Below are 24689 nucleotides of genomic sequence, written 5' to 3'. Positions count from 1 at the left end.
GCGTCGAATCCTGCGCAGGATCAAAACCGCTTGGGGGGCATGGGCCTAGCCTTGCCCCTCATGACCGGTCAATCTTTCGCCACAAAATGGGCAAGACGCGCTGCTGCGGCGGCCGTGCTCCCCTTCCTCGCGGGTTGCGACATGGTGGTGATGAATCCCACCGGGGACATCGCCCTCCGCGAACGCAACCTCATCCTCGTCGCCACGGGCTTGATGCTCCTGGTCATCGTGCCGGTGCTGGCGATGACGGTGGCCTTCGCCCTGCGCTATCGCAAGGGTCGCAACCCAAGCGCCTACGATCCGGGCTTCACTCATTCGACCCGCATCGAGTTGGTCGTGTGGACGATCCCGCTGGTGATCATCGGCATCCTCGGCGCGATCACCTGGGTTACGACGCATACGCTGGATCCGTTCAGGCCGCTGGATCGCATCAGCGAAGGCCGGCCGATCCCGGCCGGTACGAAGCCGCTGGATATCCAGGTCGTCGCGATGGACTGGAAGTGGCTGTTCATCTATCCCGGCCAGGGCGTCGCGACGGTCAATGAGCTGGCCCTGCCGGTCGACGTCCCGGTGCGCTTCACGATCACCTCGACCAGCCAGATGAACACGTTCTACGCGCCAACCCTGGCCGGCATGATCTACGCGATGCCCGGCATGCAGTCGATGTTGCACGCGGTGTTGAACCAGCCCGGCGACAGCTGGGGCTACTCCGGCAACTACACCGGTGCGGGCTATACGGACATGCGTTTCCGGCTGCACGGCATGGACCAGGCCGGCTTCGACCAGTGGATCGCCCGCGTCAAGGCATCGCCGGACGCGCTGTCGACCGAACGCTACCTCGCGCTGGACGCGCCGAGCGAAAAGGTCCCGGTGATGCACTTTGGCCAGGTCTCCACCGATCTGTTCCAGCGTGCACTGAATCTCTGCGTCGCCCCCGGCACGCCATGCAAGAACGAGCTGATGCGCCTCGACGCGACGAAGGATGGCGCCGGGCATGCGGCGATGCCGATGCCTATGCCCATGCCGATGGCGGACGCGCCGATGGGTGACGCCGCGCACGCGGCCCACTGATGCCACGCCCTCTTCCCTTTCCCAGCGCTGGCGCCGCGCGCGCCCGCGGCCCCTGACCACGGACAGACCATGCAAGCTGCAAGCTCTCCCAACGGGCTGCTCGGGCGACTCACGCTCGACGCCATCCCACTCCACGAGCCGATCCTCGTCGGTACCTTCATCACGGTCGCCGTGCTCGGCCTCGCCGTGGTCGTCGCGCTGACCTGGCTGAAGCGCTGGGGCTGGCTGTGGCGCGAATGGCTGACGAGCGTCGACCACAAGAAGATCGGCATCATGTACGTGGTGCTGGCGATCATCATGCTGCTGCGTGGCTTCTCCGACGCACTGATGATGCGCGCACAGCAGGCGGTCGCCTTCGGCGCCAACCAGGGCTACCTCGCCGCGCACCACTACGACCAGATCTTCACCGCGCACGGCACGATCATGATCTTCTTCGTGGCGATCCCGCTGGTGGTTGGCCTGGTGAACTTCGTCATGCCGCTGCAGATCGGTGCGCGCGATGTCGCCTTCCCGTACCTCAACAACCTGAGTTTCTGGCTCACCGCATCCGGTGCCGTGTTGACGATGGTGTCGCTGTTCGTCGGCGAGTTCGCCCGGACGGGTTGGCTCTCGTACGCGCCGCTCGCGGGCTTGCAATACAGCCCCGACTCCGGCGTGGACTACTACCTGTGGTCGCTGGAAATCGCAGGCGTGGGTACGACGCTCTCGGCGATCAACATGGTGGCGACCATCATCAGGATGCGTGCCCCTGGCATGACCATGATGAAGATGCCGGTGTTCACGTGGACGGCGCTGTGCAGCAACATCCTCGCCATCGCGATCTTCCCCGCGCTCACCGCCGCGTTCTTCCTGTTGATCCTCGATCGTTACGCGGGCACGCACTTCTTCACCAACGACCTGGGCGGAAGCCCGATGATGTACTGGAACATGGTGTGGATCTGGGGCCACCCGGAGGTGTACGTACTGGTGCTACCGGCGTTCGGCATCTACTCGGAGATCACCTCCACGTTCACCGGCAAGCGCCTGTTCGGCTACAGCTCGATGGTTTACGCCACGGTGGTGATCACCCTGCTGTCGTACCTGGTCTGGTTGCACCACTTTTTCACCATGGGCTCGGGCGCCTCGGTGAACTCGTTCTTCGGCATCGCAACGATGGTGATCGCCATCCCCACCGGGGCGAAGGTGTTCAACTGGCTGTTCACGATGTTCCGCGGCGAAATCCGCTTCGAGCTGCCGATGATGTGGGTGGTGGCCTTCATGCTGACCTTCGTGGTCGGCGGCATGACCGGCGTGCTGCTGGCGGTGCCGGCCGCGGACTTCGTCCTGCACAATTCCCTGTTCCTCGTCGCGCACTTCCACAACACGATCATCGGTGGCGTGGTGTTTGGCCTGTTCGCCGGCATGACCTACTGGTTCCCCAAGGCGTTCGGTTTCAAGCTCGATGAATTCTGGGGCAAGGTCGCCTTCTGGGGCTGGGTCGTCGGCTACTGGGTGGCGTGGACGCCGATCTACGTGGTCGGCCTGATGGGCGTGCCACGGCGCATCCATCACCTCGACGACGTGTCGCTGCGGCCGTACTTCATCGTCGCCGCCGTCGGTGCCGTGATCATCCTCGTCGGCATCCTCGGCTTCGTGATGAGCATCGTGATGGGCATCGTCCGCCGCAAGGCGCTGCGCGACCACACCGGCGATCCCTGGCAGGGCCGCACGCTGGAGTGGAGCACGGCGTCGCCGCCGCCCGCATACAACTTCGCACTGACCCCGACGGTGTACGAGCTGGATGCGTGGCAGGACATGAAGGAGCACGGCTACACCCGGCCTACCACGGGCTTCCAGCCGGTGCACATGCCGAAGAACACCGGGGTGGGCGTGATCGTCGCCGCGCTCTGCACCGTGCTCGGCTTCGCGATGGTCTGGTACATGTGGTGGCTAGCCGCGGCATCGTTCGCCGGCGTGGTGCTCGTCTCGATCGTGCACAGCTTCAACTACCACCGTGATTTCACCCTCACCGCCGCCGAGGTCGCAGCGACCGAAGGCGAGCGGACCCGCGCGCTGGCAGGAGCCTGACATGACGCTATCTACCACCGCACCGGCGCCGGTACGCACCTGGCATGGCCAGGCCGACGAGCACGCCGCCGGCGGCGCGACATCGATCGGCTTCTGGATCTACCTGATGAGCGACGCGCTCATCTTCGCCTCGCTCTTCGCGGTGTACGGCGTGTTGAGTCGCAACTATGCCGGCGGCCCAGGCCCGAAGCAGTTGTTCGACCTCACCCTCGTCGCGGTCAATACCGGGCTGTTGCTGGCCTCGTCGATCACCTTCGGCATCGCGATGCTGGCGATGGATGCGGGACGGCAGCGCGCGACGATGGCGTGGCTGGCCGTTACCGGCGTGCTCGGTGCGGTGTTCCTCGGCGTTGAGTTGCACGAGTTCGCCAGCCTGCTCGCCGAAGGCGCGGGCCCGGATCGCAGCGCCTTCCTCTCCAGCTTCTTCACCCTGGTCGGCACGCACGGGGCGCACGTCGCCTTCGGCTTGCTCTGGCTGGTGGTGTTGCTGGTGCAGGTGGGCAAACGCGGACTCGTCGAAGACAACCGTCGCCGGCTGATGTGCCTGTCGATGTTCTGGCACTTCCTCGACATCGTATGGATCGGCGTCTTTACCTTCGTCTACCTGCTGGGAGTCATCCGGTGACCGCTTCCGCCACGACAATCAAGCGCCACGGCAGCGCACGCAGCCTCGCGGTCGGTTCGACGCTGTCCATCGTGCTGACGGCCATCCCGTTCTGGCTGGTCATGGCCGGCGTGCTGCACAGCCCCAGTGCGACGATCGCAACGATCTTCGCCTTCGCGCTCGCCCAGATCGTGGTCCACGTGGCGTGCTTCCTGCACGTGGATGCAAAAAGCGAAGACGGCTGGACGCTGCTCTCGTTCCTGTTCACGGCGATCATCGTGGTGATCACCATCGTCGGGTCGGTCTGGGTGATGTACCACATGGACGCGAACATGATGCCGGGCTAAGCCGGCATCTCGCGTAACGCGCGGCAGCCGGGATCAGCGCGGCTGGCGGACCAGTTTCGCCAGCGCGCCTTCGGCGATCGTCGCGAACCGACCTGCATCGCCGAACGCGCGGGCCGTCAGCATCGCGCCATAGATGGTCGACATGAAGGCTTCCGCTTCCTCGCGCGGTGAGCCATGCACGTGGAACTGGCCGAGCGCCGCGCCACGGGTCATCACGATCTCGAGCCACGCCGAGAGGTCGCGGAAGTGCGCGCGCACGTGCCCGGCGAGGTCGGCGGGCAGGGTGGGGAGTTCCGTCGCCAGCATGCCGGCGACGCAGAACGGCGCCGTGTCGTCGGCGATGCACTTCTCCCAATAACCGATGTAGAAGCGCAGCTGTTCGGTCGGGTCGAAGCTGCCGTCGGCGAGCCCCCTGGTGTGCTCGACGATGCCCATCCGCGATTCCTCCACCACCGCCCTGGCGAGGTCCGCCTTGGCCGGGAAGTGGTGATGGATGCTCGCCTTGCGGACCTGGACTTCCTCGGCCACGTCGGCATAGCTGAAGCCGTTATATCCGCGGGTCTGGATCAGGAAGCGGGCCGAATCGATCAGTTTCTGCTGCGTGCTCATCCCCAAATCCTACCACCCAATAGGTAGGAGCGCGCCCGCGCGCGATGGCACCCCTCACCCTTCCAGCCCATCCACCCACCCAACGAAACCAGATCCAAAGCCCTTGACCGCTAGCCTACCAACTAGTAGGGTGACACCACTCACCCCAAGGCCAACCCCATGTCCTCCCTGAAGAACTACTACTTCCTCCGCGCCCTCGTCGCCTTCGCCTGGGTCGCGATCGTCGTCCTGAACGCGCCCGCCGCACCCCTCCTGGCCGGCACCCTGCTGGTCCTCTATCCCGCTTGGGATGCCCTCGCCAACCTGATCGACGCCCGCCGCAGCGGCGGCCTCGCGGCCAACCCCGGCCAGCGGGTCAACGCCATCACCAGCGCGATCGCCGCCGTTGCCATGGCCATCGGCGTCGCCAACAACGGCAATGCCGGCGGTGTCCTGGTGTTCGGCCTGTGGGCTTTGGCGGCTGGGGTATTCCAGCTCGCGGTAGGCATCCGTCGCCGCAAGCTCGGCGGCCAGGTGTTCATGATGATCAGCGGCGCGCAGTCGGCCCTCGCCGGCGTCATCTTCTCGATGAAGGCGTTCGGCCAGGCGCCGGGGCTCGTCGAGCTCGCCCCGTATGCCGCCTTCGGCGGGTTCTACTTCCTGCTCTCGGCCCTGTGGATCACCTTCAAGGTGTCGCGGGCACCGCGCGCCGCCGCCTGAACGCTCATGGCAGGGCGATCCGTTCTCCCTGGCTGGGCAGGATGAAATGGACACCCAGCGTGTTGCCGGTGGCGAGTTGTGCGCCGACCAGGGCGCGGGTGTCGCGGCCCGGTTCCAGACTGGGCTTGATGTGATCGACGACCACGGGCAGGCCGCGCAGTGCGTCACGGCCGCCGCTGGCATTGGCCAGCACCTGCAACTCACGCTGGAGCCACGCCGGCGTCAGGTGACCGAACAGCTTTGCGTCGGCAACGTCGTTCGGAAACGACGTTTCGATCTGGATGCCCTTCAGCGCGTGGCGACGGACCAGCGGTGCAAGTGTGCTCCAGGCGTCGGCCAGGTCGTGCTTGCCCTTCGACAGCGCATCCGGACCGGTATCGCCGAAGTACGCGTAGTAGACATCGCCGGCACGGAGAAGGAGCATCGACGAGACCACGCTATCGTGGCTCAGCGGCCAGACCTGCGCCGTCATCAAGGTGCCCTGCACGGGAAACCACTGCCCGGGCGCTTCGTCGACGAGGTGGTACCAGCCGAGCGCGGGTGGCTTGCCGCGGTCGGCGAGGTTGGGCCACGTCTCCCAGTTGAAATAGTCGCGGCTGAGCACGTCGAGCGTGGAGGCCAGGCCATAGATCGGCTTGTTGCCATGGTCTTCGGGCGACGCGATGAGCAGGCCCGCGACGTGGTCCAGGTGGCCATGGCTGATGAAGTAGGCACTGATGCTGTCGTGCAGGATCCCGCCGGTGCTACCCGCCAGCGATCCCTGGGCGCGCGCCTTGTCGATGCCGGTAACCAGCGTCCCCGCATCCAGTGCGAGGAAGTGCGTGTCGCCATGGGCGCGTAGCAGGTAGGCCGAGAGATCGTCGGTGCCGACGCCGCCACCGACGCCGAGTGCGACGAGCTCGAACGCCGGACCGTCCGCGGCGCTTGCCGACGACATGCCAGTCATCGCCACGCCAAACGCGAACATCGCAGCGGCGAACCAGCGTTTCATGCGCCCGCTCCTTCGCCGTGCCCCGGCACCTGCAACAAGCCGGACGCAAGGGCGATGAAAGCTTCCACCGCCGCGTCGTACACACGCTTCGGTTCGTCCGCCGCCGCGATCCACAGCGCCGCGTTCATGGCCGCGCCATTGATCAGCCGCGCCGCGGCTTCGGCGTCGACGGGTTTCACCACGCCTTCGGCGATCAAGGTTCGCAGGATCTGCGTGGTCGTCTGCAGGCAGGCGTTCTGGCTTGGCCACTGCGACGGGTCGCCGAGGACGGAGGGGCCGTCGAGCAGCATGATCCGCTGCACTTCCGGTTCCAGTGCCATGCCGATGTAACCCACGCCCTCGTCGAGCAGCGCTTCCCAATCGGAGCGGGCAGGGTCTCGCGCCAGGCGCAGGCGCTCGGCGAGCTCACCGTCGATCTGCCCGATCACCGCCTGTAGCACGCCCTTCTTGTCGCCGAAGTTGTGGTACAGCGCGCCACGGGTGAGGCCGGCCTCGGCGGTGAAATCGTCCATCGACGATGCGGCGTAGCCCTTGGTGGCGAACGCCTTGCGGGCGGCCTGGATGAGCTTGGTGCGGGTTTCTTCCATCTGCGCCTGGCGTTTGGTGGGCATGGCTTCCTCGATTCACATACACGGCGTACGCGAACTTGACATACGGTGCGTATGTCGTACTATGCCCACATACGCTGCGTATATCAACGAAACCCCTAGCCGGCCGTGCGCATGCGCGCAGCCATGGCCGGCTATATCCCACTGTTCGGAGATATCCCATGTCCAAGCGTGACGCCGTTTTCCCCGCCGGCCGCCAGGCCCTCTACGACACCAACAAGTATTCCGCCGCCATCCGCTCCGGCGACTTCCTGTTCGTCTCCGGACAGGTCGGCAGCCGCGAGGATGGCTCGGCCGAGCCCGATTTCGGCAAGCAGGTCCAGCTTGCCTTCGACAACCTCAACGCCGTGCTCGCCGCGGCAGGCTGCACCTTCGATGACGTCGTCGACGTCACCACCTTCCACACGGATCCGGCAAACCAGTGGCCCGTGATGGACGCCGTGCGCAGCCGGATGATCGGTGAGCCGCCGTATTCGAACTGGACGGCCGTCGGCGTCACCTGGCTGTACGGCTTTGATTTCGAGATCAAGGTGATCGCCCGGATCCCCGACGGCGCGTCTCGCTAAACGACCTTCCGGTTTGCGACGCAGGTTTCACGCGGCCGGTCGATGATGGGCTAGCCTGTCGCGGAAACCGGAAGGCCTGACATGCCCGTTAGCGAGGTTGAGCGCCTGGAGCGCTTGCACAACCTGGCCGTGCTCGACTCGGACGCCGAAGACTTTTTCGACGCCCTGGTGCGGGTCGCCGCCGAAGTGGCTGGTATGCCGATTTCGCTTATCAGCCTCGTCGACCGCAACAGGCAATGGTTCAAGGCCAACGTCGGCCTCGAAGGCGTCAGGGAAACGCCTCGCGAATACGCCTTCTGCGACCACGTGGTTCGCTCCGGCGCCGCCATGGAAGTGCACGACGCCAGGCTGGATCCACGGTTTGCCGAGAACCCGTTCGTCACCGGCGATCCCAACATCCGTGCCTACACCGGCGTGCCATTGACCCTCAGCGATGGCACGCACCTCGGCTCCCTCTGCGTCATCGACCGCGAGCCGCACGAGCTGCGGCCCGACCAGATGCGCGTGCTGCGCAACCTCGCCGCCGCGGCGTCGATGGCGCTGGAGCAGCGCGGCGCGTTGATCCACCAGCGCGAAGTGGCCCGGGCCGAAGCCCGGCGCGCGAAGCAACTGGAGCGAGCACTCGACGAACGCCAGCAGTTCCTGCAGCGGACCAGTCGCGTCGCCGGCGTGGGTGGTTGGGAATTCGACCTGAAGAGCCAGAAGCTGCGCTGGACTGAACAGACCTGTCGCATCCACGACCTGCCGCCCGGCTTCGAGCCGTCGCTCGACGAGGCGCTGCAATTCTTCACGCCGGAAGTGCAGCTTGCGCTCGCGGATGCCATGGGCCTCGCGCAGTCCGAAGGCACGCCGTGGGACATGACCATCCCGATGACGACGGCCACCGGCCGGCCTATCTGGATGCGCGCCGTGGGCGAGGTGGAGCGGGAGAACGGCGAAGCGGTCCGGCTGGCTGGCGCCGTGCAGGATGTCACCGAGCGCAAGACGGCGACGCTGGCGCTGGAAGCCAGCGAACGGCGTTATCGCAAACTCTTCCAGTATTCACTCGGCCTGATCTGCACGCATGACCTGCATGGCGACGTGCTGTCGGTAAACCCCGCCGCTGCCGCTTCGCTCGGCTACGACATCGGCGAGATGCTCGGCCGCAACTTCAAGCATTTCATGTTGCCTTCGCGGCATGCATTGCTGGATGCATACCTCGAACGCATCCAGGCTGTCCGTATCGACATGGGCGTGCTCGAGCTGGTCGCGGCGGATGGTTCGCTGCGCTACTGGCGCTACCAGAACGTCCTGGACGAAGACGCCGACGATCCCTACATCCTCGGACACGCGCAGGACGTCACGGAACAGCGTCGGTATGAAAGCACCCTGCTCGAATGGTCGACCCGCGATCCACTCACCCATGCGATGAACCGGCGCTACCTCGCGCGCATGGACGAACGGGCGCGCGACCGTGCCGCATGGGGCTGCATCGTCGCCGACCTCGATCATTTCAAGACGATCAACGATACCCACGGGCATGCCCGTGGCGACGAGATCCTCGTGGCTGTCGCGCAGCACCTGCGCGACAGCAGCGGCCCGGACGATGTCGTGGTCCGGATGGGTGGCGACGAATTCCTGCTGGTGGTCGAGCACGCAGGCGATCTCGGCAAGGTGCTTGCGCGGGTCGAAGAAGGTATGCGCGGCATGGACTGGTCGCTTAGCCTTGGCAGCGCGGTGTCGCGCTCGGGCGACACCGTCGACGACGTCATCGCACGCGCCGACGACGAACTCTACGCACATCGCGCTGTTGCGCGACACGCACGTCGCTAGACCACTACTCGCCTCACTCTGCGTAATTTCGCCACCTGACATCCGAAGACGTTGGACGAACGGGTAGCGCTACCGCGGTTAAGCCGCCTTCGGTTTCGACATCTTTACGCTCCGTGCTTTCATCGCCGCCAGAGGACGACGAAGGAGAGATGGTGCGTTATCTGTTCGCCGATGAGGCAGGCTGCATGGAGTTCGCAAGGAAGCCCCACGTGTCTAAGTATTTCCTCATCTGCACGGTCAACACCGAGGACTGCTCCATCGGGACGGACATGCTCGAACTTCGCCGAGAGCTGGCCTGGAAAGGAATCAACGTCGATGCAAAACAGTTCCATGCGACGAAGGATCCCGAGGCCGTCAGGAGCGCCGTCTTCGAGCTTCTGGCCGGCAAGCCATTCCGTGTGGATGCAACCCTGCTCGAAAAGTCCAAGGCGTACCCGAGCGTGCGAAGCGATCGCTTCGATTTCTACCGGCACGCGTGGTATTTCCACTTCAGGCATTGCGGACGCCAGATTGCGCGGCCGGGAGACGAACTCCTCATCCAGGCAGCGTCCATCGGCACCAAGAAGGAACGATCCGCTTTTCGTGCGGCCATCAACGATGTCGCCCAGCAAGTCCTGCCGGATGTGCGCTGGGAAACGACGTTCTGGTCAGCGAGCAGCGACCCATGCTTGCAGGTGGCTGACTACTGCGCCTGGGCAATCCAGCGCGCGTATGAGCGGGGCGACGATCGCCGGCTATCTCAGATCGCTCACAACGTCGTCAGCTGCCACGATCTCTACGCACGAAGCGACGTGCACTATTACTAAAAAAAATGACCAACCCACATCATCGTCTATCCGAGGAAGCGCCCAGGGGCTCTTGTCGACGAGTGCGGGTTGGTCGGATCGAGGTCGAATATACGATCACGACGCGCCGGTTTCAAGCTCAATCCCTGGCTGGCCCGATGGCCTCGCGCAGCGCGCTGTACGCCTCCACGAGCTGGTCGAGGGTGAACGCACGATTCCGACCGCTTGTGTTGGGCAATACCCACGCGATCGATTGCGCGATCGGTGTTGACTGCCGTCCCCACGGCAGGATGCGTTGGTTCGATAGGGATGCGTATGCGGCTTTGCCGAGGAAGGCGACGACCCTTGGCTTGTATCGGGCGACTCGTTTGCGGAAGGCGTCGCCGGCCGCTTCGAACTCCTCCCGGGTGACTTCGTCTGCACCAGCCGTTGGCCGTTGCACGAACGTCGTCAGGCCGTAACCGTAGTCGAGGATCAATCGGGCTTGCGCTGGCGTGAGTTGCTCGTCGGTGAAACCGGCGAGGTGTATGACCCGCCAGAACCGATTCGAGCGACCGGCGAAGTGCTCGCCGCTGGCCGCCGCGACCAACCCGGGATTGATCCCGCAGAAAAGCACGTCGAGCCCCGGCGCGATGATGTCGGGTAACGGCATGCTTGCTGACTCCCTGGGTTTGCCAGCGGGAAGCATCGCATGGAATCAGGTTTCGTTAATAACCCTGAACGGACGCTTTGTCGTCGCGCCACCGTGACGTGTTTTCGATGGATCCCTCGCGTGCGCCGGTCCACGCTGTCATCGTGGCGCACTACTGCGCATGCACGAGGAACCCTCCATGAAACGCATCCTTCTCATGCTCGCCGTAGCGATGGCCGCCTCTTCCCTGAGTGGTTGCATCATCCATGACGACCGTCCGTACCATCACGACGGCTACCGCTGCGACCACGACGGTGACCGCTGCCACGACGGCTGGCGCCGCTAAGCACGCCGCGTAGCTCCCCTTAGCGTGTAGCCTTCTCTGCCTCGGCGAGTTTGCTACGCGCATCGCGGTCGATCTGGATGAGCTGGTCCTGCGCCGCTTTCTCGCGCGGGACCAGCGCCTGGATGGCATGGATCCGGGCGTTGTAATCTTCGGCGAGGGTGTTGGTTGCCATGAGCAGGTGGCCATCCTTCAGCAGGATGCGTGCGTGATTCTTCTCGGCGAAGTCGAGGATACCGATGACGTCGCGGGTCAACTCGTCTTCCACCCCGAGCAACTGGTCGAGTGCGCTGGTAAGGCGTGCCGCCGCTCCGTCGAAGCCATTGAGGATGACCGCGCGCTGTGAGAGCGGGACGCCGTCGATCAGGGCGCGGACATCGTGGATATAAGCCACGTAGTCGTCCTTCACCGCATGCTGCAGCTTCGTATAGTTCGCCATGCGCACGCGGCTGTCCGCTATGACCGAGGTGCTCGCAAGGCTTGCGGGTTGCAGCACTGTTTCGATCTGCAGCACGGCGATAGCGGCGATGCGCCCATCCACCTGGTGGGAAAGCTGTGCCGCGCGATCGCGGATCTTTAGCACTGCTTGCGCGATCGGGCTTTCCGGCAAGACGCCTGCCGAGGGCGTCGGCGCGGCCTTACCGTTGGCGTTGGCTTCGGCGAGTTCGTTGACCTGGACGATAGCGTCGTGCACTTCCTGGCGCTCATGGTCCTGGCGCGTATGCATGGCTACCGTCAGAAGGCAGGCGAGCGTCGCCGTGCTGGCCATGATCCAGCGGAAACGTTTGACCCCAAATAGTTTCATGCAACCGCCGACCAGGCCACCGAGGAAGAATGGCCAGAACATCGCGCCGATCTTTTCCGAAGTGTCGCGCTGGTCGGCCGGGACGAAGTAAAAGCCGCCCACCACGATGATGGTGGCCAGCACGGCCATCCAGATTCCGAAAGCGGTCGTGCCGAGGTCGTTCGCACGCTCTTGAGCCGCCGCCCGACTGCGCGGTGCGAACTGGGATGGTCCGGTGAACAGGGGCGGCGGTTGAAGCGGCGGTGGACAGTGGGCGCATGCCGCGCCGTCGGAAGCGTATGCCGTGCCGCAACGCGGGCACGCCGCGCTGTCGAATGCCTTCGGTGCCATGTTGTCCCCTGTCCCCTGTTAGCCCGGCGATCCCGCCAGTCGGGGTGCATCATCCACCGGTGCCGGACGACAGGCAAGCCAGGACTTCGTCGGCCGCGCGGGTGCCGCTTGCGAGCGCGCCGTGGGCCGTGGAGAAGGCATTCGGATGGGTCGCTTCGCCGGCAAAGAACAGGCGTTCGCGGAAGGCGCTGGCAAGGATCTGGCGCTGCGCCGCATAGCCGGGCAGGGCATGGCTGTAGGAGCCACGTACGAACGTGGTCCCGCTCCAGGCCGACGAGGCCAGCGGACGAATCCGCCGCGCGGCGGCCGTGCCGAGCAGGCCGCCGAGCAGGTCCATCAGGTGGCCGAAGGCGGCTGCCGGCCCCTCGACACTGACCCGGTGGGCGCTGCTTCCGCCGAGGAAGGTCTCGATCACGGGCCGGTCGAGCGGGCGCAGGTAGAACACCGGGCTGTCCGGGTCATGCGGGTCGGCGATCAGCACGCGCTCGGCAGGCAGGTCCAGCTCGCCGTCGATGTGCAGGAAGAGCTTCTCGTCGCAGCCGAGGGGCAGGCAGGAGGCAGCGTGTCGCCATGCATCGAGCGCTTCGGGCAGCCGGATCACGTCGCTGGCCAGCACGTTGGTCGACACCGTGAGGATCGCCGCGCGGCAGTGGATCGTGCCGGTCGGCGTGTCGAGCCTCACCCCGGGGCCATCCAGGTCGATGGACTGAACCGGGGTTGCCAGGTGGCAGCCGGTGTCGTGCGGCAGGTGCGCGGCGATCAGGGTGCCGTAGCCACGCGGCAGGCGCCAGTTGCTATCGGTGGCGGCACGTTCGTAGGCGTTGTAGTCGATGGCCGAGATGCGTTCCAGCGGCGCGCCGCTGATATAGCCACTCATGGCCTGCAGGTAGCCGTTCCAGCGGCTTTCCGGATCCAGTGCATCGGATGCCCGGTCCGATGCCGGCGGCGACGTCATCAGTCGTTCGTGCCAGGCGTCGTATGCCGCATGCGCGGCGGCCTGGTCGGCGTCGGGAAAATGCGGATGCGGTTGCGGCTTGCTCCAGGCCGCCGGGCGCCGGTCGATCGTCCAGCCTTCGTTTTCGGCGAGCTGGCGCCATCCGTTGTGCTCCGCCGAATGCAACCAGCCGCAGCCCATGTCCAGCGGCAAGCCTTCCAGGTCAAGCGTGTAGCCGCGGCCGCCGATCCGCTGGGTGGCTTCCAGCAGCCAAACCGTCAGGCCACGGCCGGAAAGCCGGCGCGCCGCGCCGACACCTGCCGCACCGCCGCCAATGATGACGACGTCGGCATCGAAGGTCTTGCTGTTAGCCATGGCTTGGGGCTCATCCGAAGGCAGCGTTGCCCCGGATCATACGGCAGCATCCCGCGACGACCGCGTCAGCCCAGGTAGCGTCTCACCAGCTGCAGCACCTGTTCGGCCTCGGCCTCGCGTTCCTCGACATCTTCGGGCGCGACGACGTGCTGGCGCAGGTGGTCGCCGAGCAGCTCCACCATCAGGCCTTGCGACGCACCGCGGATGGCCGCGGCCTGGGTGAGGACGTCGAGGCACTCGGCATCGCCTTCCAGCGCGCGCTCCAGGGCGTCGAGCTGGCCGCGCAGGCGGCGGATGCGGGTGACCAGGCGGCTCTTGTTCTGGGAAACGTGAGACATCGATGTATACCCCCTGGGGGTATATGGACTAGGATGTAGCCACGTTAGCCCAGTGAGCCATTCCATGTCCATCGAAGCGGCCGCCCAAGGCCTCGTCCATTCGCACGCCTTCAATGAAGGCAATCCGCTCGCTGAGCGAAGCACGCGCCGGGCCGTGTATCTCACCGCGGCCATGATGGTGGTCGAGATTGCCGGCGGCTGGTACTACAACTCCATGGCGCTGCTGGCGGACGGATGGCACATGAGTTCGCATGCGCTGGCGCTGGGCCTCTCCGCCTTTGCCTACGCCTGTTCACGTCGCTTTGCCCGGGATCCGCGCTTCGCCTTCGGCACGTGGAAGATCGAGATCCTCGGCGGGTACACCTCGGCGATCCTGTTGTTGGGCGTGGCCGGACTGATGGCCTTCCAGTCGTTCGAGCGCCTGCTCGACCCGCTGCCCATCCACTATCCGCAGGCGATCGGCATCGCGGTGGTGGGGCTCGCGGTGAATCTCATCTGCGCCTGGTGGCTGCGCGACCAGCACGACCACGAACATGGCCACGGCCATAGTCACGGCCACGGCCATAGCCACGGCCATAGCCATAGGCACGATCACCACTCGCACGGAGGCCACGCGCATCCCCCGCACGACCATGCACAGGGCCACGCGCACGACCTGAACCTGCGCTCGGCCTACCTACACGTCGTGGCGGACGCCGCCACCTCGGTGCTGGCCATCGCCGCGCTCATCGCCGGCATGCTCTGGGGCGTGCGCTGGATGGACCCGGTGATGGGTCTGCTCGGGGCGGTCCTGGTCACCGTCTGGGGCGTGGGCCTGTTGCGCGACACCGGCCGCGTCCTGCTCGATGCCGAGATGGACGCGCCCGTCGTCGACGAGATCCGCGAAGTCATCGCCACCGATCCACGACCCGCGGTCATCACCGACCTGCATGTGTGGCGGGTGGGCAAGGGCAAGTTCGCCGTGGTGCTTAGCCTGGCCACGGATGCGCCGGTGGACGCGGCGTACTACCGCAAGGCGTTGTCGATCCACGACGAGCTCGTCCACGTCAGCGTGGAGATCAATCCCGTCGCCTGCTGACACCATGCTGTCAGCAGGCCCTGTAAAATCGGTCGATGCATGCGCCTGACCCTCGTGGCTTCATCCTCACCCGACACTGGCGCGATACCCGCGATGGGGTGAGCCTCGAGTTCTGGCTTGCCACCGAGGCCGGCCCGCGTAACGTGCTGGTGACCGGGCAGTCGGCGGTCGCCTTCGTGCGCGAGGCGCAACGCGCCGACGTCGAAGCGGCGATCAGGAACGATGGTGCCTTCGAGCTGAAGCCGCTGCCGCTGAAGACACTCGCGCAGGAGCCGGTCAGCGGCCTCTACGCGCAGGGTTACCGGGCGATGCTCCGTCTGGAGAAACGGCTTTCGGAGCGCGGCATCACCTTGCTCGAGGCGGATATCCGTCCCACCGATCGCTACCTGATGGAGCGGTTCATCACGGCGTCGGTGACGGTGGAAGCCACCGAAAGCGACGATCACGCCGTGCTGGTGAATCCACGGATCAAGCCCAGCGATGCCTACCGCCCGTCGTTGCGGGTGGTCTCGCTCGACATCGAAACCAGCGCGATGGGCGAGCTGTACTCGGTCGCCCTGGAAGGGTGCGGGCAACGCCAGGTGTACATGCTCGGCGCCAGGCCGGAAGGCGATGCGACGATGGTCGACTTCGACCTGGCCTATTGTGCCGACCGCCCGGCGATGATCCTCGCGCTGAACGCGTGGTTCCGCGAGCACGACCCCGACGCCATCATCGGCTGGAACCTCGTGCAGTTCGACCTGCGCCTGCTGCAGGCCTGTGCCGACCAGCACGGGCTGGTGCTGGCACTGGGGCGTGGCGGGCGCGCGATCGACTGGCGCGCGCATGGCCGGCGCGAGGGCTATGTGTTCGCCTCCATTCCCGGTCGCCTCGCCATCGACGGCATCGAAGCGATGCGCTCGGCGATGTGGTCGTTCCCCTCGTTCAGCCTGGAAAGCGTCGCGCAGGCGCTGTTGGGCGAAGGCAAGGACGTCGACGATCCGTACCACCGCATGGACGAAATCGAACGGCGCTTCCGCGAGGACAAGCCGGCCCTCGCACGCTACAACCTGGTTGACTGCGAACTGGTGACGCGGATCTTCGACAAGGTGAAGTTGCTGGATTTCGTCCTCGAGCGCGCCAACGCCACCGGCTTGCCGGCCGACCAGTCCGGCGGATCGATCGCCGCCTTCAGCCATCACTACCTGCCGCGCATGCATCGCGAAGGCTACGTGGCGCCGAACATCGGGCTGAGCCACGGCGAGTCGTATCCGGGCGGATTCGTCATGGAGTCGCGTCCCGGCATCTACGACTCCGTGCTGGTGCTCGACTACAAGAGCCTGTATCCATCGATCATCCGTACCTTCCTCGTCGACCCGATCGGGCTCGCCGAAGGCATGCGTGCGAGCGACCTCGCCGATACCGTGCCGGGCCCGAACGACACGCGCTTCTCACGTACGAAACATTGTTTGCCCGGCATCATCACGCACTTGTGGGAACGTCGCGACCAGGCCAAGCGCGATGGCAACCAGGCGCTCTCGCAAGCGTTCAAGCTGTTGATGAACGCCTTCGTTGGCGTGCTCGGTGCATCCGGCGGACGCTTCTTCGATCCACGCCTCGCCGCGGCCGTGACCCTGCGCGGCCACGAGATGATGCGAAGCACGCGCGCGCTGGTCGAAGCGGAAGGCTACGAAGCGATCTACGGCGACACCGATTCGATCTTCATCTGGCTCGGCGAGGCACACAGCGAGGCCGAGGCAACGGCCGTCGGCGCGCGGCTGGTCGGCCTGATCAACCAGTGGTGGAAGGATACGCTCGCCCGCGACTATGGCGTCGACAGTTTCCTCGAGATCGAATTCGATACGCACTACAAGCGCTTCTTCATGCCGACCATCCGTGGCAGCGAGCTGGGTAGCAAGAAACGTTACGCAGGGCTGGTCGAAGCCGACGACGGCAGCGACGAGCTGGTATTCCGCGGCCTGGAAACCGTGCGCAGCGACTGGACGCCGCTTGCCCAGCGCTTCCAGCGCGAGCTGTACGGCCGCATCTTCCGCCGCGAGCCGTACGTCGATTACATCGTCGAATACGTGCGCCAGCTCCAGGCCGGCGAACTCGACGATCTGCTGGTCTATCGCAAGCGCCTGCGTGGCAAGCTGGATTCGTACGACCGCACGACCCCGCCGCAGGTACGCGCGGCGCGACTCGCCGACGAATACAACGCGCGGCAAGGTCGACCGCTGCAGTATCAAAACGGTGGATGGATCAGCTACGTGATGACACTGGCGGGCCCGGAACCCGTCGAAGTACGCGTCGCCGCCGTCGACCATGAGCATTACCTCACCAATCAACTCGAACCCATCGCCGACGCCATCCTCGCCCCCTCCGGCGAGTCGCTCGCCGCACTCACGAATCAGCAGTCCGAATTGTTTTAGCGAGGCGCAGCGGCGTAGCGTGCGGGTGTCTGGCCGACGTGGCGGGTGAACGCGGTGCTGAACGCGCTCGCGGATCCGTAGCCGACGCGCTCCGCCACGGTCGTGATGCTGGCCTGGTCGCGGCGCAACAGCTGGCGGGCGAGGGCCATGCGCCACGTGAGCAGGTAGGCCATGGGCGCGACGCCGACGATGCGGTTGAAGCGTTCGAAGAAGGCCGAGCGTGACAGTGCTGCTTCGCTGGCCATGCGCGCCACGGTCCAGCCTTCGGCCGGGGCTTCGTGGATACGACGCAGCGCCTGCGCGAGGCGCGTATCGGCAAGGCCCTTCACCAGGCCCGTCGGTGCCGACGTGCCGGCCGAGCGCAGGGCGTCGATGAACAGCACCTCCAGCAGGCGTTCCAGCACGACGTCGCGTGCCGGCCGCGTATCCCTGGATTCGGCGCCAACCAGCTGCACCAGTGTCGCCAGGCGCGGCTCGCCGCGTACGAGCAGCACGCGCGGCAGCAAGGACACCAGCAACGCGGCGTCCGGGGAGCGAAAGCTGCAGTGGCCGATCAGTGCCCGATAGTCGGCGGGGACATCGGGATCGCCCACGCGGGCACGTCCATCGCCCGCGACCACCGCTGAGTTTTCGTCGCCTTCCGGCGGTTCGACACTGGTTGTCATGAAGTCGTCGGCGGCAGGAATCAACACGAAGTCGCCGGCCTGCAGCGTGACGGGCGGCTGGCCGTCGACGACCAGCACCGACGTGCCTTCCAGCACCGCGCAGTAGAACGGCTCGTCGACGTCCGTGCGGCGGACGCGCCAGCGGCCACCGGCGCTGACGACCTTCGAAAACCGCGCCACCGGCTGCAGCAACGTGACCACTTCGGCGAACGGGTCGGTCATGGCCGGACTCCGGATAACTAACTAAAGACTTTCGATTATAGAGAGTACGGCCTATGGCGCCTATCGTGAGTGGCATACCCCACCCCAAGGAGTTGCCATGCAAACCGTCCTCATCACCGGCTGTTCGTCCGGCTTTGGCCTGGAGATCGCCCGCCACTTCCTCGACCAGGGCTGGCGGGTGGTCGCCACCATGCGCAAGCCAGATGCGGCGCTGCTGCCTGCGTCGGAGCATCTGCGGATCCTGCCGCTGGACGTGACCGATCCACTGAGCATCCAGGCGGCCATCGCCGCGGCGGGCCCGATCGACGTGCTGGTGAACAACGCCGGCATCGGCATGTTCAACGCGCTGGAAGGCACGCCCATGCAGGTGGCGCGCGATGTGTTCGAGACCAACACGCTGGGTACGATCGCGATGACCCAGGCCGTGCTCCCACAGTTCCGCGAGCGCAAGGCGGGTGTCGTGATCAACGTCACCTCGACGGTGACCCTGCGTCCGCTGCCGCTGCTGTCGGTCTACACCGCCAGCAAGGCCGCCGTGAATGCGTTCACCGAATCGGTTGCCAACGAGCTGGCACCGCTCGGCATCCGAGTCGCGATCGTCTTGCCCGGCCGCGCGCCGTCGACCAGCTTTGGCCAGAACGCCCGCGAACGCATCGGCCAGTTCCCGCCGGCCTACGCGGCGTTCGCCGAGAAGATCTTCGAAGGCCTGCGCGACGCTAACCAGCCGGAAACGCGTTCCGAAGACGTCGCCACGGCCGTCTGGCGCGTGGCGACGGATCCGGCCTCACCCATGCGGACGCCCGCGGGTGAAGACGCAGTCGCGTGGTTTAACGGCTGACGCCGGCGAACACCTCGCGGATGCGCGCGGCAATGTGCTTGCCGTGCGTCTCCAGCGCGAAGTGGCCCGTGTCCAGCATCTCGATCACGGCAGCCGGGTTGTCGCGGCGATACGCCTCGGCGCCCGGCGGGATGAAGAACGGGTCGTTCTTGCCCCAGATCACCAGCGTGGGCACCTGGCGTTCGCGGAACAGGCGCTGGAAGTCCGGGTACTTCGTGAGGTTGTTGCGGTAGTCGAGGAACAGGTCGAGCTGGATCTCGTTGTTGCCCGGGCGCTGCATCAGCAGGTAGTCCAGGTGCCACATCATCGGATCGAGCAGGCTCTGGTCGGGCACGCCATGGGTGTACTGCCAGGCGATGCCGTCCAGCGAGAGCACGTCGCGGATGGCGTCGCGGTTCGCCTGCGAAGGATCGGCCCAGTAGGCCTGGATGGGCGCCCAGCTATCGCCGAGGCCTTCGAGGTAGGCGTTGCCGTTCTGGCTGATGAGGCCGGCGAAGCGCTCGGGCCTGGCCAGGGCAAGGCGCAGCGCCGAGGGGGCGCCGTAGTCGAACACGTAGAGGATGTACTTCTGCAGGTCGAGGGCATCGACGAAGGCTTCCAGCGTCTTGCCGAGGCTGTCGAAGGTGTACTGATAGTGGCGGCTCTCCGGCACCTCGGTGAAGCCGAAGCCGGGCAGGTCGGGCGCCACGAGGTGGAAGCGGTCGGCCAGCTCGTTGAACAGCTCGCGGTATTGCAGCGAGCTGGTCGGGAAACCGTGGACCATGAGCAGGGTGGGCGCGCTGGGATCGCCGGCTTCGCGATAGAAAACGCGGACGCCGTCGGCATCGACGTAGCGGTGGTGGACGGTGGCATGGGCGGAAGCGGTCACGGCAGTTCTCCTTTGTAACCTGAATAAGTCAGGTAATGCGGTTACACACAGGCTACGCAGCAACCATGTAACTTGTCAACATGTCTTTTAGTGGTTACCATGGGGACATGAACCCGGTCACCTCGCTCGAAATGCCCCCGATCCTGGCCGACCAGCCTGCGCTGGACCTGATCAACACCGTGGTCATGGAAAACGGCGAATCGGTGGATCACCTCGTATCCGACGCGGCGACGGCCGCCTGGCTGTCGCGGATGACCGGAGGCCCGGTCGAGGCATCGGCGGGCCTCGGTGCGCGTGCCGTCGAGTTGCGCGAAGTGATCCGCCAGGCGGTGCTGGCACGCAAGCGCGGGGTCGCCGTCGACGTGGGGCACCTCAACGCCCTGACCCGGCAGATGAGCAGCCACCTCGAGCTCGTGGCGCATGGCGACAGCCTGCGGACCGAACGCCGCTATGAAGGCGATGCCTCGTGGCGCGCGCTGGCGCCGCTGGGCGAAGCCGCGCTCACCCTGCTGGCCGAAGGCGACTTCAGCCTGGTGCGCGAGTGCGAGCACGACGACTGTTCGCTCTGGTTCTACGACCGCACGAAGTCGCACCGGCGCCGTTGGTGCAGCATGGCCATGTGCGGCAACCGCCATAAGGTGAGCCAGTTCCGCAAGCGTCGCGAGACGTGAGGCATCGCGCCTGCTCAGGCAGGCTGTAGCGACGCGCCCAGCTCACGCCCGTAGGCAGCGATACGGCGGCCGACCGGCAAGCGCTCGGCTTCGTAAGCAACCAGCGCTTCACGCACGGGAAGACGGCGCAAGGCTGCGGCGAGGGTCATCGCATCGCCCGCGGCCTTGGCGGCACCCATGGCGGTATGCGGCCGCACGACGAAGGCGGCATCGCCGAGCAGGGCGACACGGCCCGACGCCATGCGCGCGCTTTCGTGGTCGAAGATGGCCTGGACGAACGGTGTGGGTTCGGCCTCCACGAGTGCCCGAAACGGCGGTGGCAGGCTGTTGCGCGCCGCACTGCGTAGCGCCTCGCGATCCGCCGGCGACACCTCGCCACGCGCCAGCGACCACGGATGGATCCGCCCGTCGGCGTCGGTGAGCGTGCGGCGCAGTCCATCGATACCGGGCGCCTGTCGGTACCAGACCCAGTTGTAACGCCGCTTGCCAGGCGCGATGTCGCCGTCCGGACCGGGAACAAGGTAGCCGAGCGCCTGCTCGCCAGGTGCGAAATAAAGCGCGAAGCGATCGAACAGCGCCGACGATGCAACGGCAGGCACCTCGGCTTCCGGCAAAAGTCCACGCCACGCCACGTAACCGGCGTAATGGTTTTCACGGCGGGTCGGGGTGACGATGCTGCGCACCAGCGAGCCGAGGCCGTCGGCACCGATCACGCACTCGAAGGCATGCCGCTTGCCCGATGCGAGGGTAAGGGTCGCCATGGTGGGTGACTGTTCCAGCCCGGCCACCGGGTCGCCGGCGTGGTAACGGCCACTGGCGACGCAGGCGCGCAGCGATCCGTAGAGACCATCCCAGGACACCTGCATCTGCGGTGTCGGCTGGGTGCTGACGATGCTGCCGTCGCGTGCCAGCACGATGCGCTCATATGCGACCACGCCCGTGCGCGCCACGGCCTCGCCGCCAAGCCGGCGCAGCACGGAGAACACCTCATGCTGGGCGACGAGGCCGGCGCCGCGCCCGGCCAGGCCACCTTCCATGCGCTCGAACACGTGCACTTCGTGGCCGTCCGCCTGCAGCAGGGCTGCGCAGAACAGGCCGCCGAGTGATCCGCCTACGACTCCGATGCGCATCGCGATTCCAGGAAAGGCTGCCTGGCGAACGTATCAACCGCGCACGTGGCACGGCTTGCAGTTTTGTGCAGCGCGCGCTTGACGCTAGGATGTTGCCATCGTCCCTTGCCAGGCCACGCCCCATGCCCCGTCCCACGCTGACACCGCTGGCCGAAGGCAGCAGTCGGATGGTCTGCAGTATCTCGGCGGGCATGGTCGGCGTGTGCCTGACCGGCATCGGCCTGCTGCGCGTGTCCAACACGATGAGCAAGTCCGGGACGATCGCGGACGACCTACTGGCCTTCGACGCGATCCTGTTCCTGGTGGCGACGCTGAGTGCCTATTTCGCGTTGCGCGTGAGCACGGAGGCGCGGTTGCATCGGCTGGAGCGGATCGCGGACGTGTTCTTTATCCTGGCGATGGTGATGCTGACTACGGTGTGTTTCATCATTACGTATATGACGCTTTGATAAGGCATCGCGCGCAGGCGCGCTCCTACAAGGATGCGACACCCTTGTAGGAGCGCGCCTGCGCGCGACGCTCTACATCAAAGGTCGAACTGCGCCGACACCATCACCGTCCGCGGCGCACCCTGGGTCAGGTAACCGCCCGTCGCGGATGCCCAATACCCCTTGTTGGTGAGGTTCGCGACGGTGACGTTGAAGGTGACCGGCTTGCCTTCCAGCGTCGGCGTGACGCGCGCGCCGATGTCGTAGGTGGTCCATGCCGGCACGCGCAGCGAATTGGCGGCGTCGAGGTACTGCTTGCCGGTACGCACGGCGCGCGCGCTGAAGGTCAGCTCCGGCGTGTTCGGGACGACCCATTCGACGCCGGCATTGGCCTGGAAGCGCGGCACGCCGATGGCGTCGTGGCCGTCATCCGTACCGCCGGCCGTGCTCACCAGCTCCGGCTTGATGTAGTTTGCGCCGCCGAGGATGCGCACGCCCTTCACCGGCTCGCCGTAGAAGTTCCACTCCACGCCGCGATTGCGCTGGTCGCCGTCCACGACGTAGGTGTTGCTGGCGTCGACGTAGGCGCTGGGCTGCTTGATCTGGTACAGCGCGAGGCTGCTGCCGATCGTGCCGGCATCCCACTTCACGCCCACTTCGTTCTGCTTGGCCTTGTACGGTGCGAACACCTGGCCAGCGTTGGTCACCGGCGCACCGTTGAAATTCACCGGGGCTTCGCCGCCCTGGGTCAGTGCTTCGATATGGTTCGCGTACACGGCCCATTCGTCGCTGATGCGGCAGTTCGCGCCGAACACCGGGCTGGTGGTGTACTGCTCGTATTCCGAATTCTTCGCGCCCGGCTGGCCGTAGTCGTAGCTGAGCACGTGCAGCTTCTGGCGGCGTGCGCCGACGGTCACCTGCAGGCGATCGTCCATGAAGCCGAGCGTGTCGGACAGGGCGAGGCTGCGCAGCTGCGTGCGGCCGGTGAAGTTCGGATCGCTGATCGGGCCGACGTTGTAGCTGTAGTCCGGCACCGCCACGTAGGTCGGGCTGTAGATGTTGGTCGACCAGAAACCACCGCCCGCGTAGGCGGCCTTCTTGTTCGTCGAGAGCGCGCTGAAGCCGAGCGTCACGCGATGGGTGACTTCACCGGTGTCGAAGTGGGCATTGAAGCCGGCTTCGCCGGTGCCGGTGTCGGCGATGTACGGCACGGTGAAGCGGTACTCGCCGCCGTTGCCGCGGTTGTCGGACAGCGTCGGGCTCACGTAGTCGCCAAACTCGTTGCCATGGTGCGCGCCGGCCGCGACGTAGCCGGTCAGCCAGGGGGCGAAGTCGTACTCCGCACGGACCACGCCGAAGGTATCTTCCAGCGACGAACCCGACCACGGCTGCGAGTAGTTGGTACGGGCCGACGGTGCGCGCGGCACTTCCGTGGCGGTGCCGATGAACACGACCGAGCGGCCGCCGATGATGTCCTGCTTCTGGTAGCCGACGTCGGTGGTGACGCGCAGGCGCTCGCCCTGGTAGTCGAACGCCACCGAGGCCGCTGTCAGGCGGCTCTTCTCGCCGTCCACGCCGGTCCCGCCTTCGCGATGCACGGCGTTGACGCGCAGGCCGAACTCCTTGTTCGCGCCCCAGCGGCGGCCGATGTCGATCGACTCACCGATCTGGCTGTCGCTGCCGTAGTCCACGCCGACGCGGGTGATCGGCTCGGCCTCCGCGCGCTTGGGCGCGATGTTGATGCCGCCGCCGATGCCGCTGCCGCCGATGCTGATGCCGTTGAGGAACGCGTTCGCGCCCTTGAAGATCTCCACGCGGCTCATCAGTTCCGGCGCGAGCAGCTGGCGCGGCAGCAGGCCGTACAGGCCATCGAAGCCGATGTCGTCGCTGTAGAGCTGGAAGCCGCGGATGGTGAACTGCTGCGAGTAGTTGCCGTAGCCGAAGCCGTAGCGCACGGCCGGATCGTTGTTGACCACCTCGCCGAGGGAGCGTGCCTGCTGGGCGCGGATCAGGGTGTCGGTGTAGCTGGTCAGCGCGAACGGGACATTCATCGCGTCCTGGTTGCCCAGCACGCCGAAGCGGCCACCCTTGGCGACCTGGCCACCGGCGTAGGCCGAGGTCGGTGCCGCCATGTCGGCGCTCACCTGCACACCGGACAGGGTGGTGGCGTTCTCCTGCGCCTTGCGCTGGTCCTCGGCGGTGTCGGCATCGGCGGCATGGGCCGCGGCGGACGCCAACAGGAGAGTGGCGAGCGCGAAGCGGACGGAAGACGTCAGGCGACGGCGCGGGAGAGTGGCGTACATGGCGGATCCTGTGGGCGGTGCCCGGCAATGCGAATGGAAATGAGAATAGGTCTCAAGTATGCCGCATTACACGCCTGTTGCAAAGCAACACCCCGCCCCAAACCCCCGCCTCCCAACGCTTTACCCCACCCGCTCCTGTAGGAGCGCGCCCGCGCGCGAC

General features: G+C 66.0%; 25 protein-coding genes. 14 read left to right on the top strand and 11 right to left on the bottom strand.

The features are described 5' to 3' along the window. Positions 1–114 precede the first annotated feature (114 nt). The 4 genes from cyoA (at position 115) to cyoD (ending at position 4089) form a co-directional block, all read left to right on the top strand. Positions 115–1071: a ubiquinol oxidase subunit II gene (gene cyoA, locus KPL74_17325; GenBank protein ID QWT19495.1), complete on the top strand. Its 957-nt coding sequence runs from the start codon at positions 115–117 to the stop codon at positions 1069–1071. 69 nt (positions 1072–1140) lie between these two features. Beyond that, complete coding sequence (gene cyoB, locus KPL74_17320; protein QWT19494.1) at positions 1141–3138, top strand: cytochrome o ubiquinol oxidase subunit I; 1998 nt, start codon at positions 1141–1143, stop codon at positions 3136–3138. 1 nt (position 3139) lies between these two features. Next, positions 3140–3763, top strand: coding sequence for a cytochrome o ubiquinol oxidase subunit III (gene cyoC, locus KPL74_17315; GenBank protein ID QWT19493.1), 624 nt, complete (start codon positions 3140–3142; stop codon positions 3761–3763). Then, positions 3760–4089 (top strand): cytochrome o ubiquinol oxidase subunit IV, encoded by a 330-nt coding sequence (cyoD, locus tag KPL74_17310; GenBank protein QWT19492.1) that lies wholly within the window; start codon positions 3760–3762, stop codon positions 4087–4089. The genes cyoC and cyoD overlap by 4 nt, the downstream gene beginning before the upstream one ends. A gap of 33 nt (positions 4090–4122) precedes the next feature. Here cyoD and KPL74_17305 read toward each other — a convergent pair whose 3' ends face one another. Then, on the bottom strand, positions 4123–4698 hold the full coding sequence (locus KPL74_17305; protein QWT19491.1) for a TetR/AcrR family transcriptional regulator: 576 nt from the start codon (positions 4696–4698) through the stop codon (positions 4123–4125). A 159-nt stretch (positions 4699–4857) separates the two neighbouring features. Here KPL74_17305 and KPL74_17300 point away from each other — a divergent pair, with 159 nt between their 5' ends. Beyond that, positions 4858–5397, top strand: a complete 540-nt coding sequence (locus tag KPL74_17300) for a hypothetical protein (GenBank protein QWT19490.1) — start codon at positions 4858–4860, stop codon at positions 5395–5397. Positions 5398–5401: 4 nt separating this feature from the next. On the opposite strand, the gene KPL74_17295 is transcribed toward KPL74_17300, so the two are convergent. Both KPL74_17295 and KPL74_17290 read right to left on the bottom strand, forming a co-directional pair. Next, the gene (locus KPL74_17295) at positions 5402–6388 is read right to left on the bottom strand and encodes a 3',5'-cyclic-nucleotide phosphodiesterase (GenBank protein ID QWT19489.1); all 987 of its coding nucleotides are present in this window, start codon (positions 6386–6388) and stop codon (positions 5402–5404) included. Beyond that, on the bottom strand, positions 6385–6999 hold the full coding sequence (locus tag KPL74_17290) for a TetR/AcrR family transcriptional regulator (GenBank protein QWT19488.1): 615 nt from the start codon (positions 6997–6999) through the stop codon (positions 6385–6387). The genes KPL74_17295 and KPL74_17290 overlap by 4 nt, the downstream gene beginning before the upstream one ends. A 158-nt stretch (positions 7000–7157) precedes the next feature. On the opposite strand from KPL74_17290, the gene KPL74_17285 reads away from it, so the two are divergent. The 3 genes from KPL74_17285 to KPL74_17275 all read left to right on the top strand — a co-directional run bounded on the left by KPL74_17285 (position 7158) and on the right by KPL74_17275 (position 10180). Then, entirely contained in the window at positions 7158–7562 is a 405-nt protein-coding gene (locus tag KPL74_17285; GenBank protein QWT19487.1) for a RidA family protein, read from the top strand. An 81-nt stretch (positions 7563–7643) separates the two neighbouring features. Then, entirely contained in the window at positions 7644–9374 is a 1731-nt protein-coding gene (locus KPL74_17280; protein QWT19486.1) for a diguanylate cyclase, read from the top strand. Positions 9375–9526: 152 nt separating this feature from the next. Next, on the top strand, positions 9527–10180 hold the full coding sequence (locus KPL74_17275) for a DUF3800 domain-containing protein (protein ID QWT19485.1): 654 nt from the start codon (positions 9527–9529) through the stop codon (positions 10178–10180). A 118-nt stretch (positions 10181–10298) separates the two neighbouring features. On the opposite strand, the gene mug is transcribed toward KPL74_17275, so the two are convergent. Further along, entirely contained in the window at positions 10299–10811 is a 513-nt protein-coding gene (gene mug, locus KPL74_17270; GenBank protein QWT19484.1) for a G/U mismatch-specific DNA glycosylase, read from the bottom strand. Positions 10812–10989: 178 nt separating this feature from the next. Here mug and KPL74_17265 point away from each other — a divergent pair, with 178 nt between their 5' ends. Then, entirely contained in the window at positions 10990–11136 is a 147-nt protein-coding gene (locus KPL74_17265; protein ID QWT19483.1) for a hypothetical protein, read from the top strand. 19 nt (positions 11137–11155) lie between these two features. Here the strand turns inward: KPL74_17265 and KPL74_17260 are convergent, their stop codons facing one another. The 3 genes from KPL74_17260 to KPL74_17250 all read right to left on the bottom strand — a co-directional run bounded on the left by KPL74_17260 (position 11156) and on the right by KPL74_17250 (position 13915). Continuing rightward, entirely contained in the window at positions 11156–12067 is a 912-nt protein-coding gene (locus KPL74_17260; GenBank protein QWT19482.1) for a hypothetical protein, read from the bottom strand. Positions 12068–12317: 250 nt separating this feature from the next. Next, the gene (locus KPL74_17255) at positions 12318–13577 is read right to left on the bottom strand and encodes an FAD-dependent oxidoreductase (protein QWT19481.1); all 1260 of its coding nucleotides are present in this window, start codon (positions 13575–13577) and stop codon (positions 12318–12320) included. Between the two features lie 65 nt (positions 13578–13642). Beyond that, entirely contained in the window at positions 13643–13915 is a 273-nt protein-coding gene (locus tag KPL74_17250) for a metal/formaldehyde-sensitive transcriptional repressor (GenBank protein QWT19480.1), read from the bottom strand. 64 nt (positions 13916–13979) lie between these two features. Here KPL74_17250 and dmeF point away from each other — a divergent pair, with 64 nt between their 5' ends. Both dmeF and KPL74_17240 read left to right on the top strand, forming a co-directional pair. Further along, positions 13980–14993: a CDF family Co(II)/Ni(II) efflux transporter DmeF gene (dmeF, locus tag KPL74_17245; protein ID QWT19479.1), complete on the top strand. Its 1014-nt coding sequence runs from the start codon at positions 13980–13982 to the stop codon at positions 14991–14993. Between the two features lie 35 nt (positions 14994–15028). Continuing rightward, on the top strand, positions 15029–17404 hold the full coding sequence (locus KPL74_17240) for a DNA polymerase II (GenBank protein ID QWT19478.1): 2376 nt from the start codon (positions 15029–15031) through the stop codon (positions 17402–17404). Here KPL74_17240 and KPL74_17235 read toward each other — a convergent pair. Then, positions 17401–18291: an AraC family transcriptional regulator gene (locus KPL74_17235; protein ID QWT19477.1), complete on the bottom strand. Its 891-nt coding sequence runs from the start codon at positions 18289–18291 to the stop codon at positions 17401–17403. The two genes, KPL74_17240 and KPL74_17235, sit on opposite strands and share 4 nt — an antisense overlap. Before the next feature lie 97 nt (positions 18292–18388). On the opposite strand from KPL74_17235, the gene KPL74_17230 reads away from it, so the two are divergent. Then, positions 18389–19129: an SDR family oxidoreductase gene (locus tag KPL74_17230; GenBank protein QWT19476.1), complete on the top strand. Its 741-nt coding sequence runs from the start codon at positions 18389–18391 to the stop codon at positions 19127–19129. Here the strand turns inward: KPL74_17230 and KPL74_17225 are convergent. Further along, entirely contained in the window at positions 19119–19892 is a 774-nt protein-coding gene (locus KPL74_17225; GenBank protein ID QWT22636.1) for an alpha/beta hydrolase, read from the bottom strand. The two genes, KPL74_17230 and KPL74_17225, sit on opposite strands and share 11 nt — an antisense overlap. A 212-nt stretch (positions 19893–20104) precedes the next feature. Here KPL74_17225 and KPL74_17220 point away from each other — a divergent pair, with 212 nt between their 5' ends. After that, positions 20105–20668, top strand: coding sequence for a CGNR zinc finger domain-containing protein (locus KPL74_17220; protein ID QWT19475.1), 564 nt, complete (start codon positions 20105–20107; stop codon positions 20666–20668). 14 nt (positions 20669–20682) lie between these two features. Here KPL74_17220 and KPL74_17215 read toward each other — a convergent pair whose 3' ends face one another. Beyond that, a complete protein-coding gene (locus KPL74_17215) occupies positions 20683–21798 on the bottom strand; it encodes an FAD-dependent monooxygenase (protein ID QWT19474.1) in 1116 nt (371 codons plus the stop codon). 122 nt (positions 21799–21920) lie between these two features. On the opposite strand from KPL74_17215, the gene KPL74_17210 reads away from it, so the two are divergent. Beyond that, complete coding sequence (locus KPL74_17210; GenBank protein QWT19473.1) at positions 21921–22247, top strand: hypothetical protein; 327 nt, start codon at positions 21921–21923, stop codon at positions 22245–22247. A gap of 77 nt (positions 22248–22324) precedes the next feature. On the opposite strand, the gene KPL74_17205 is transcribed toward KPL74_17210, so the two are convergent. Further along, the gene (locus tag KPL74_17205; GenBank protein QWT19472.1) at positions 22325–24529 is read right to left on the bottom strand and encodes a TonB-dependent receptor; all 2205 of its coding nucleotides are present in this window, start codon (positions 24527–24529) and stop codon (positions 22325–22327) included. Positions 24530–24689: the final 160 nt, after the last annotated feature.

This window comes from Bacillus sp. NP157 (assembly GCA_018889975.1).
Lineage (GTDB): Bacteria > Pseudomonadota > Gammaproteobacteria > Xanthomonadales > Rhodanobacteraceae > Luteibacter.
Note: the sequence above shows the minus strand (reverse complement) of the source record. Positions and strands in the feature narration are given on the sequence as shown.

Excerpts from the sequence above, each read along its gene's own strand:
- cyoB (QWT19494.1), top strand. The coding sequence starts at position 1,141 with ATGCAAGCTGCAAGCTCTCCCAACGGGCTGCTCGGGCGACTCACGCTC.
- cyoC (QWT19493.1), top strand. The coding sequence starts at position 3,140 with ATGACGCTATCTACCACCGCACCGGCGCCGGTACGCACCTGGCATGGC.
- KPL74_17305 (QWT19491.1), bottom strand. The coding sequence starts at position 4,698 with ATGAGCACGCAGCAGAAACTGATCGATTCGGCCCGCTTCCTGATCCAG.
- KPL74_17300 (QWT19490.1), top strand. The coding sequence starts at position 4,858 with ATGTCCTCCCTGAAGAACTACTACTTCCTCCGCGCCCTCGTCGCCTTC.
- KPL74_17295 (QWT19489.1), bottom strand. The coding sequence starts at position 6,388 with ATGAAACGCTGGTTCGCCGCTGCGATGTTCGCGTTTGGCGTGGCGATG.
- KPL74_17290 (QWT19488.1), bottom strand. The coding sequence starts at position 6,999 with ATGCCCACCAAACGCCAGGCGCAGATGGAAGAAACCCGCACCAAGCTC.
- KPL74_17285 (QWT19487.1), top strand. The coding sequence starts at position 7,158 with ATGTCCAAGCGTGACGCCGTTTTCCCCGCCGGCCGCCAGGCCCTCTAC.
- KPL74_17280 (QWT19486.1), top strand. The coding sequence starts at position 7,644 with ATGCCCGTTAGCGAGGTTGAGCGCCTGGAGCGCTTGCACAACCTGGCC.
- mug (QWT19484.1), bottom strand. The coding sequence starts at position 10,811 with ATGCCGTTACCCGACATCATCGCGCCGGGGCTCGACGTGCTTTTCTGC.
- KPL74_17265 (QWT19483.1), top strand. The coding sequence starts at position 10,990 with ATGAAACGCATCCTTCTCATGCTCGCCGTAGCGATGGCCGCCTCTTCC.
- KPL74_17260 (QWT19482.1), bottom strand. The coding sequence starts at position 12,067 with ATGGCCGTGCTGGCCACCATCATCGTGGTGGGCGGCTTTTACTTCGTC.
- KPL74_17255 (QWT19481.1), bottom strand. The coding sequence starts at position 13,577 with ATGGCTAACAGCAAGACCTTCGATGCCGACGTCGTCATCATTGGCGGC.
- KPL74_17250 (QWT19480.1), bottom strand. The coding sequence starts at position 13,915 with ATGTCTCACGTTTCCCAGAACAAGAGCCGCCTGGTCACCCGCATCCGC.
- dmeF (QWT19479.1), top strand. The coding sequence starts at position 13,980 with ATGTCCATCGAAGCGGCCGCCCAAGGCCTCGTCCATTCGCACGCCTTC.
- KPL74_17240 (QWT19478.1), top strand. The coding sequence starts at position 15,029 with ATGCATGCGCCTGACCCTCGTGGCTTCATCCTCACCCGACACTGGCGC.
- KPL74_17235 (QWT19477.1), bottom strand. The coding sequence starts at position 18,291 with ATGACCGACCCGTTCGCCGAAGTGGTCACGTTGCTGCAGCCGGTGGCG.
- KPL74_17230 (QWT19476.1), top strand. The coding sequence starts at position 18,389 with ATGCAAACCGTCCTCATCACCGGCTGTTCGTCCGGCTTTGGCCTGGAG.
- KPL74_17225 (QWT22636.1), bottom strand. The coding sequence starts at position 19,892 with ATGGTCCACGGTTTCCCGACCAGCTCGCTGCAATACCGCGAGCTGTTC.
- KPL74_17220 (QWT19475.1), top strand. The coding sequence starts at position 20,105 with ATGAACCCGGTCACCTCGCTCGAAATGCCCCCGATCCTGGCCGACCAG.
- KPL74_17215 (QWT19474.1), bottom strand. The coding sequence starts at position 21,798 with ATGCGCATCGGAGTCGTAGGCGGATCACTCGGCGGCCTGTTCTGCGCA.
- KPL74_17210 (QWT19473.1), top strand. The coding sequence starts at position 21,921 with ATGCCCCGTCCCACGCTGACACCGCTGGCCGAAGGCAGCAGTCGGATG.
- KPL74_17205 (QWT19472.1), bottom strand. The coding sequence starts at position 24,529 with ATGTACGCCACTCTCCCGCGCCGTCGCCTGACGTCTTCCGTCCGCTTC.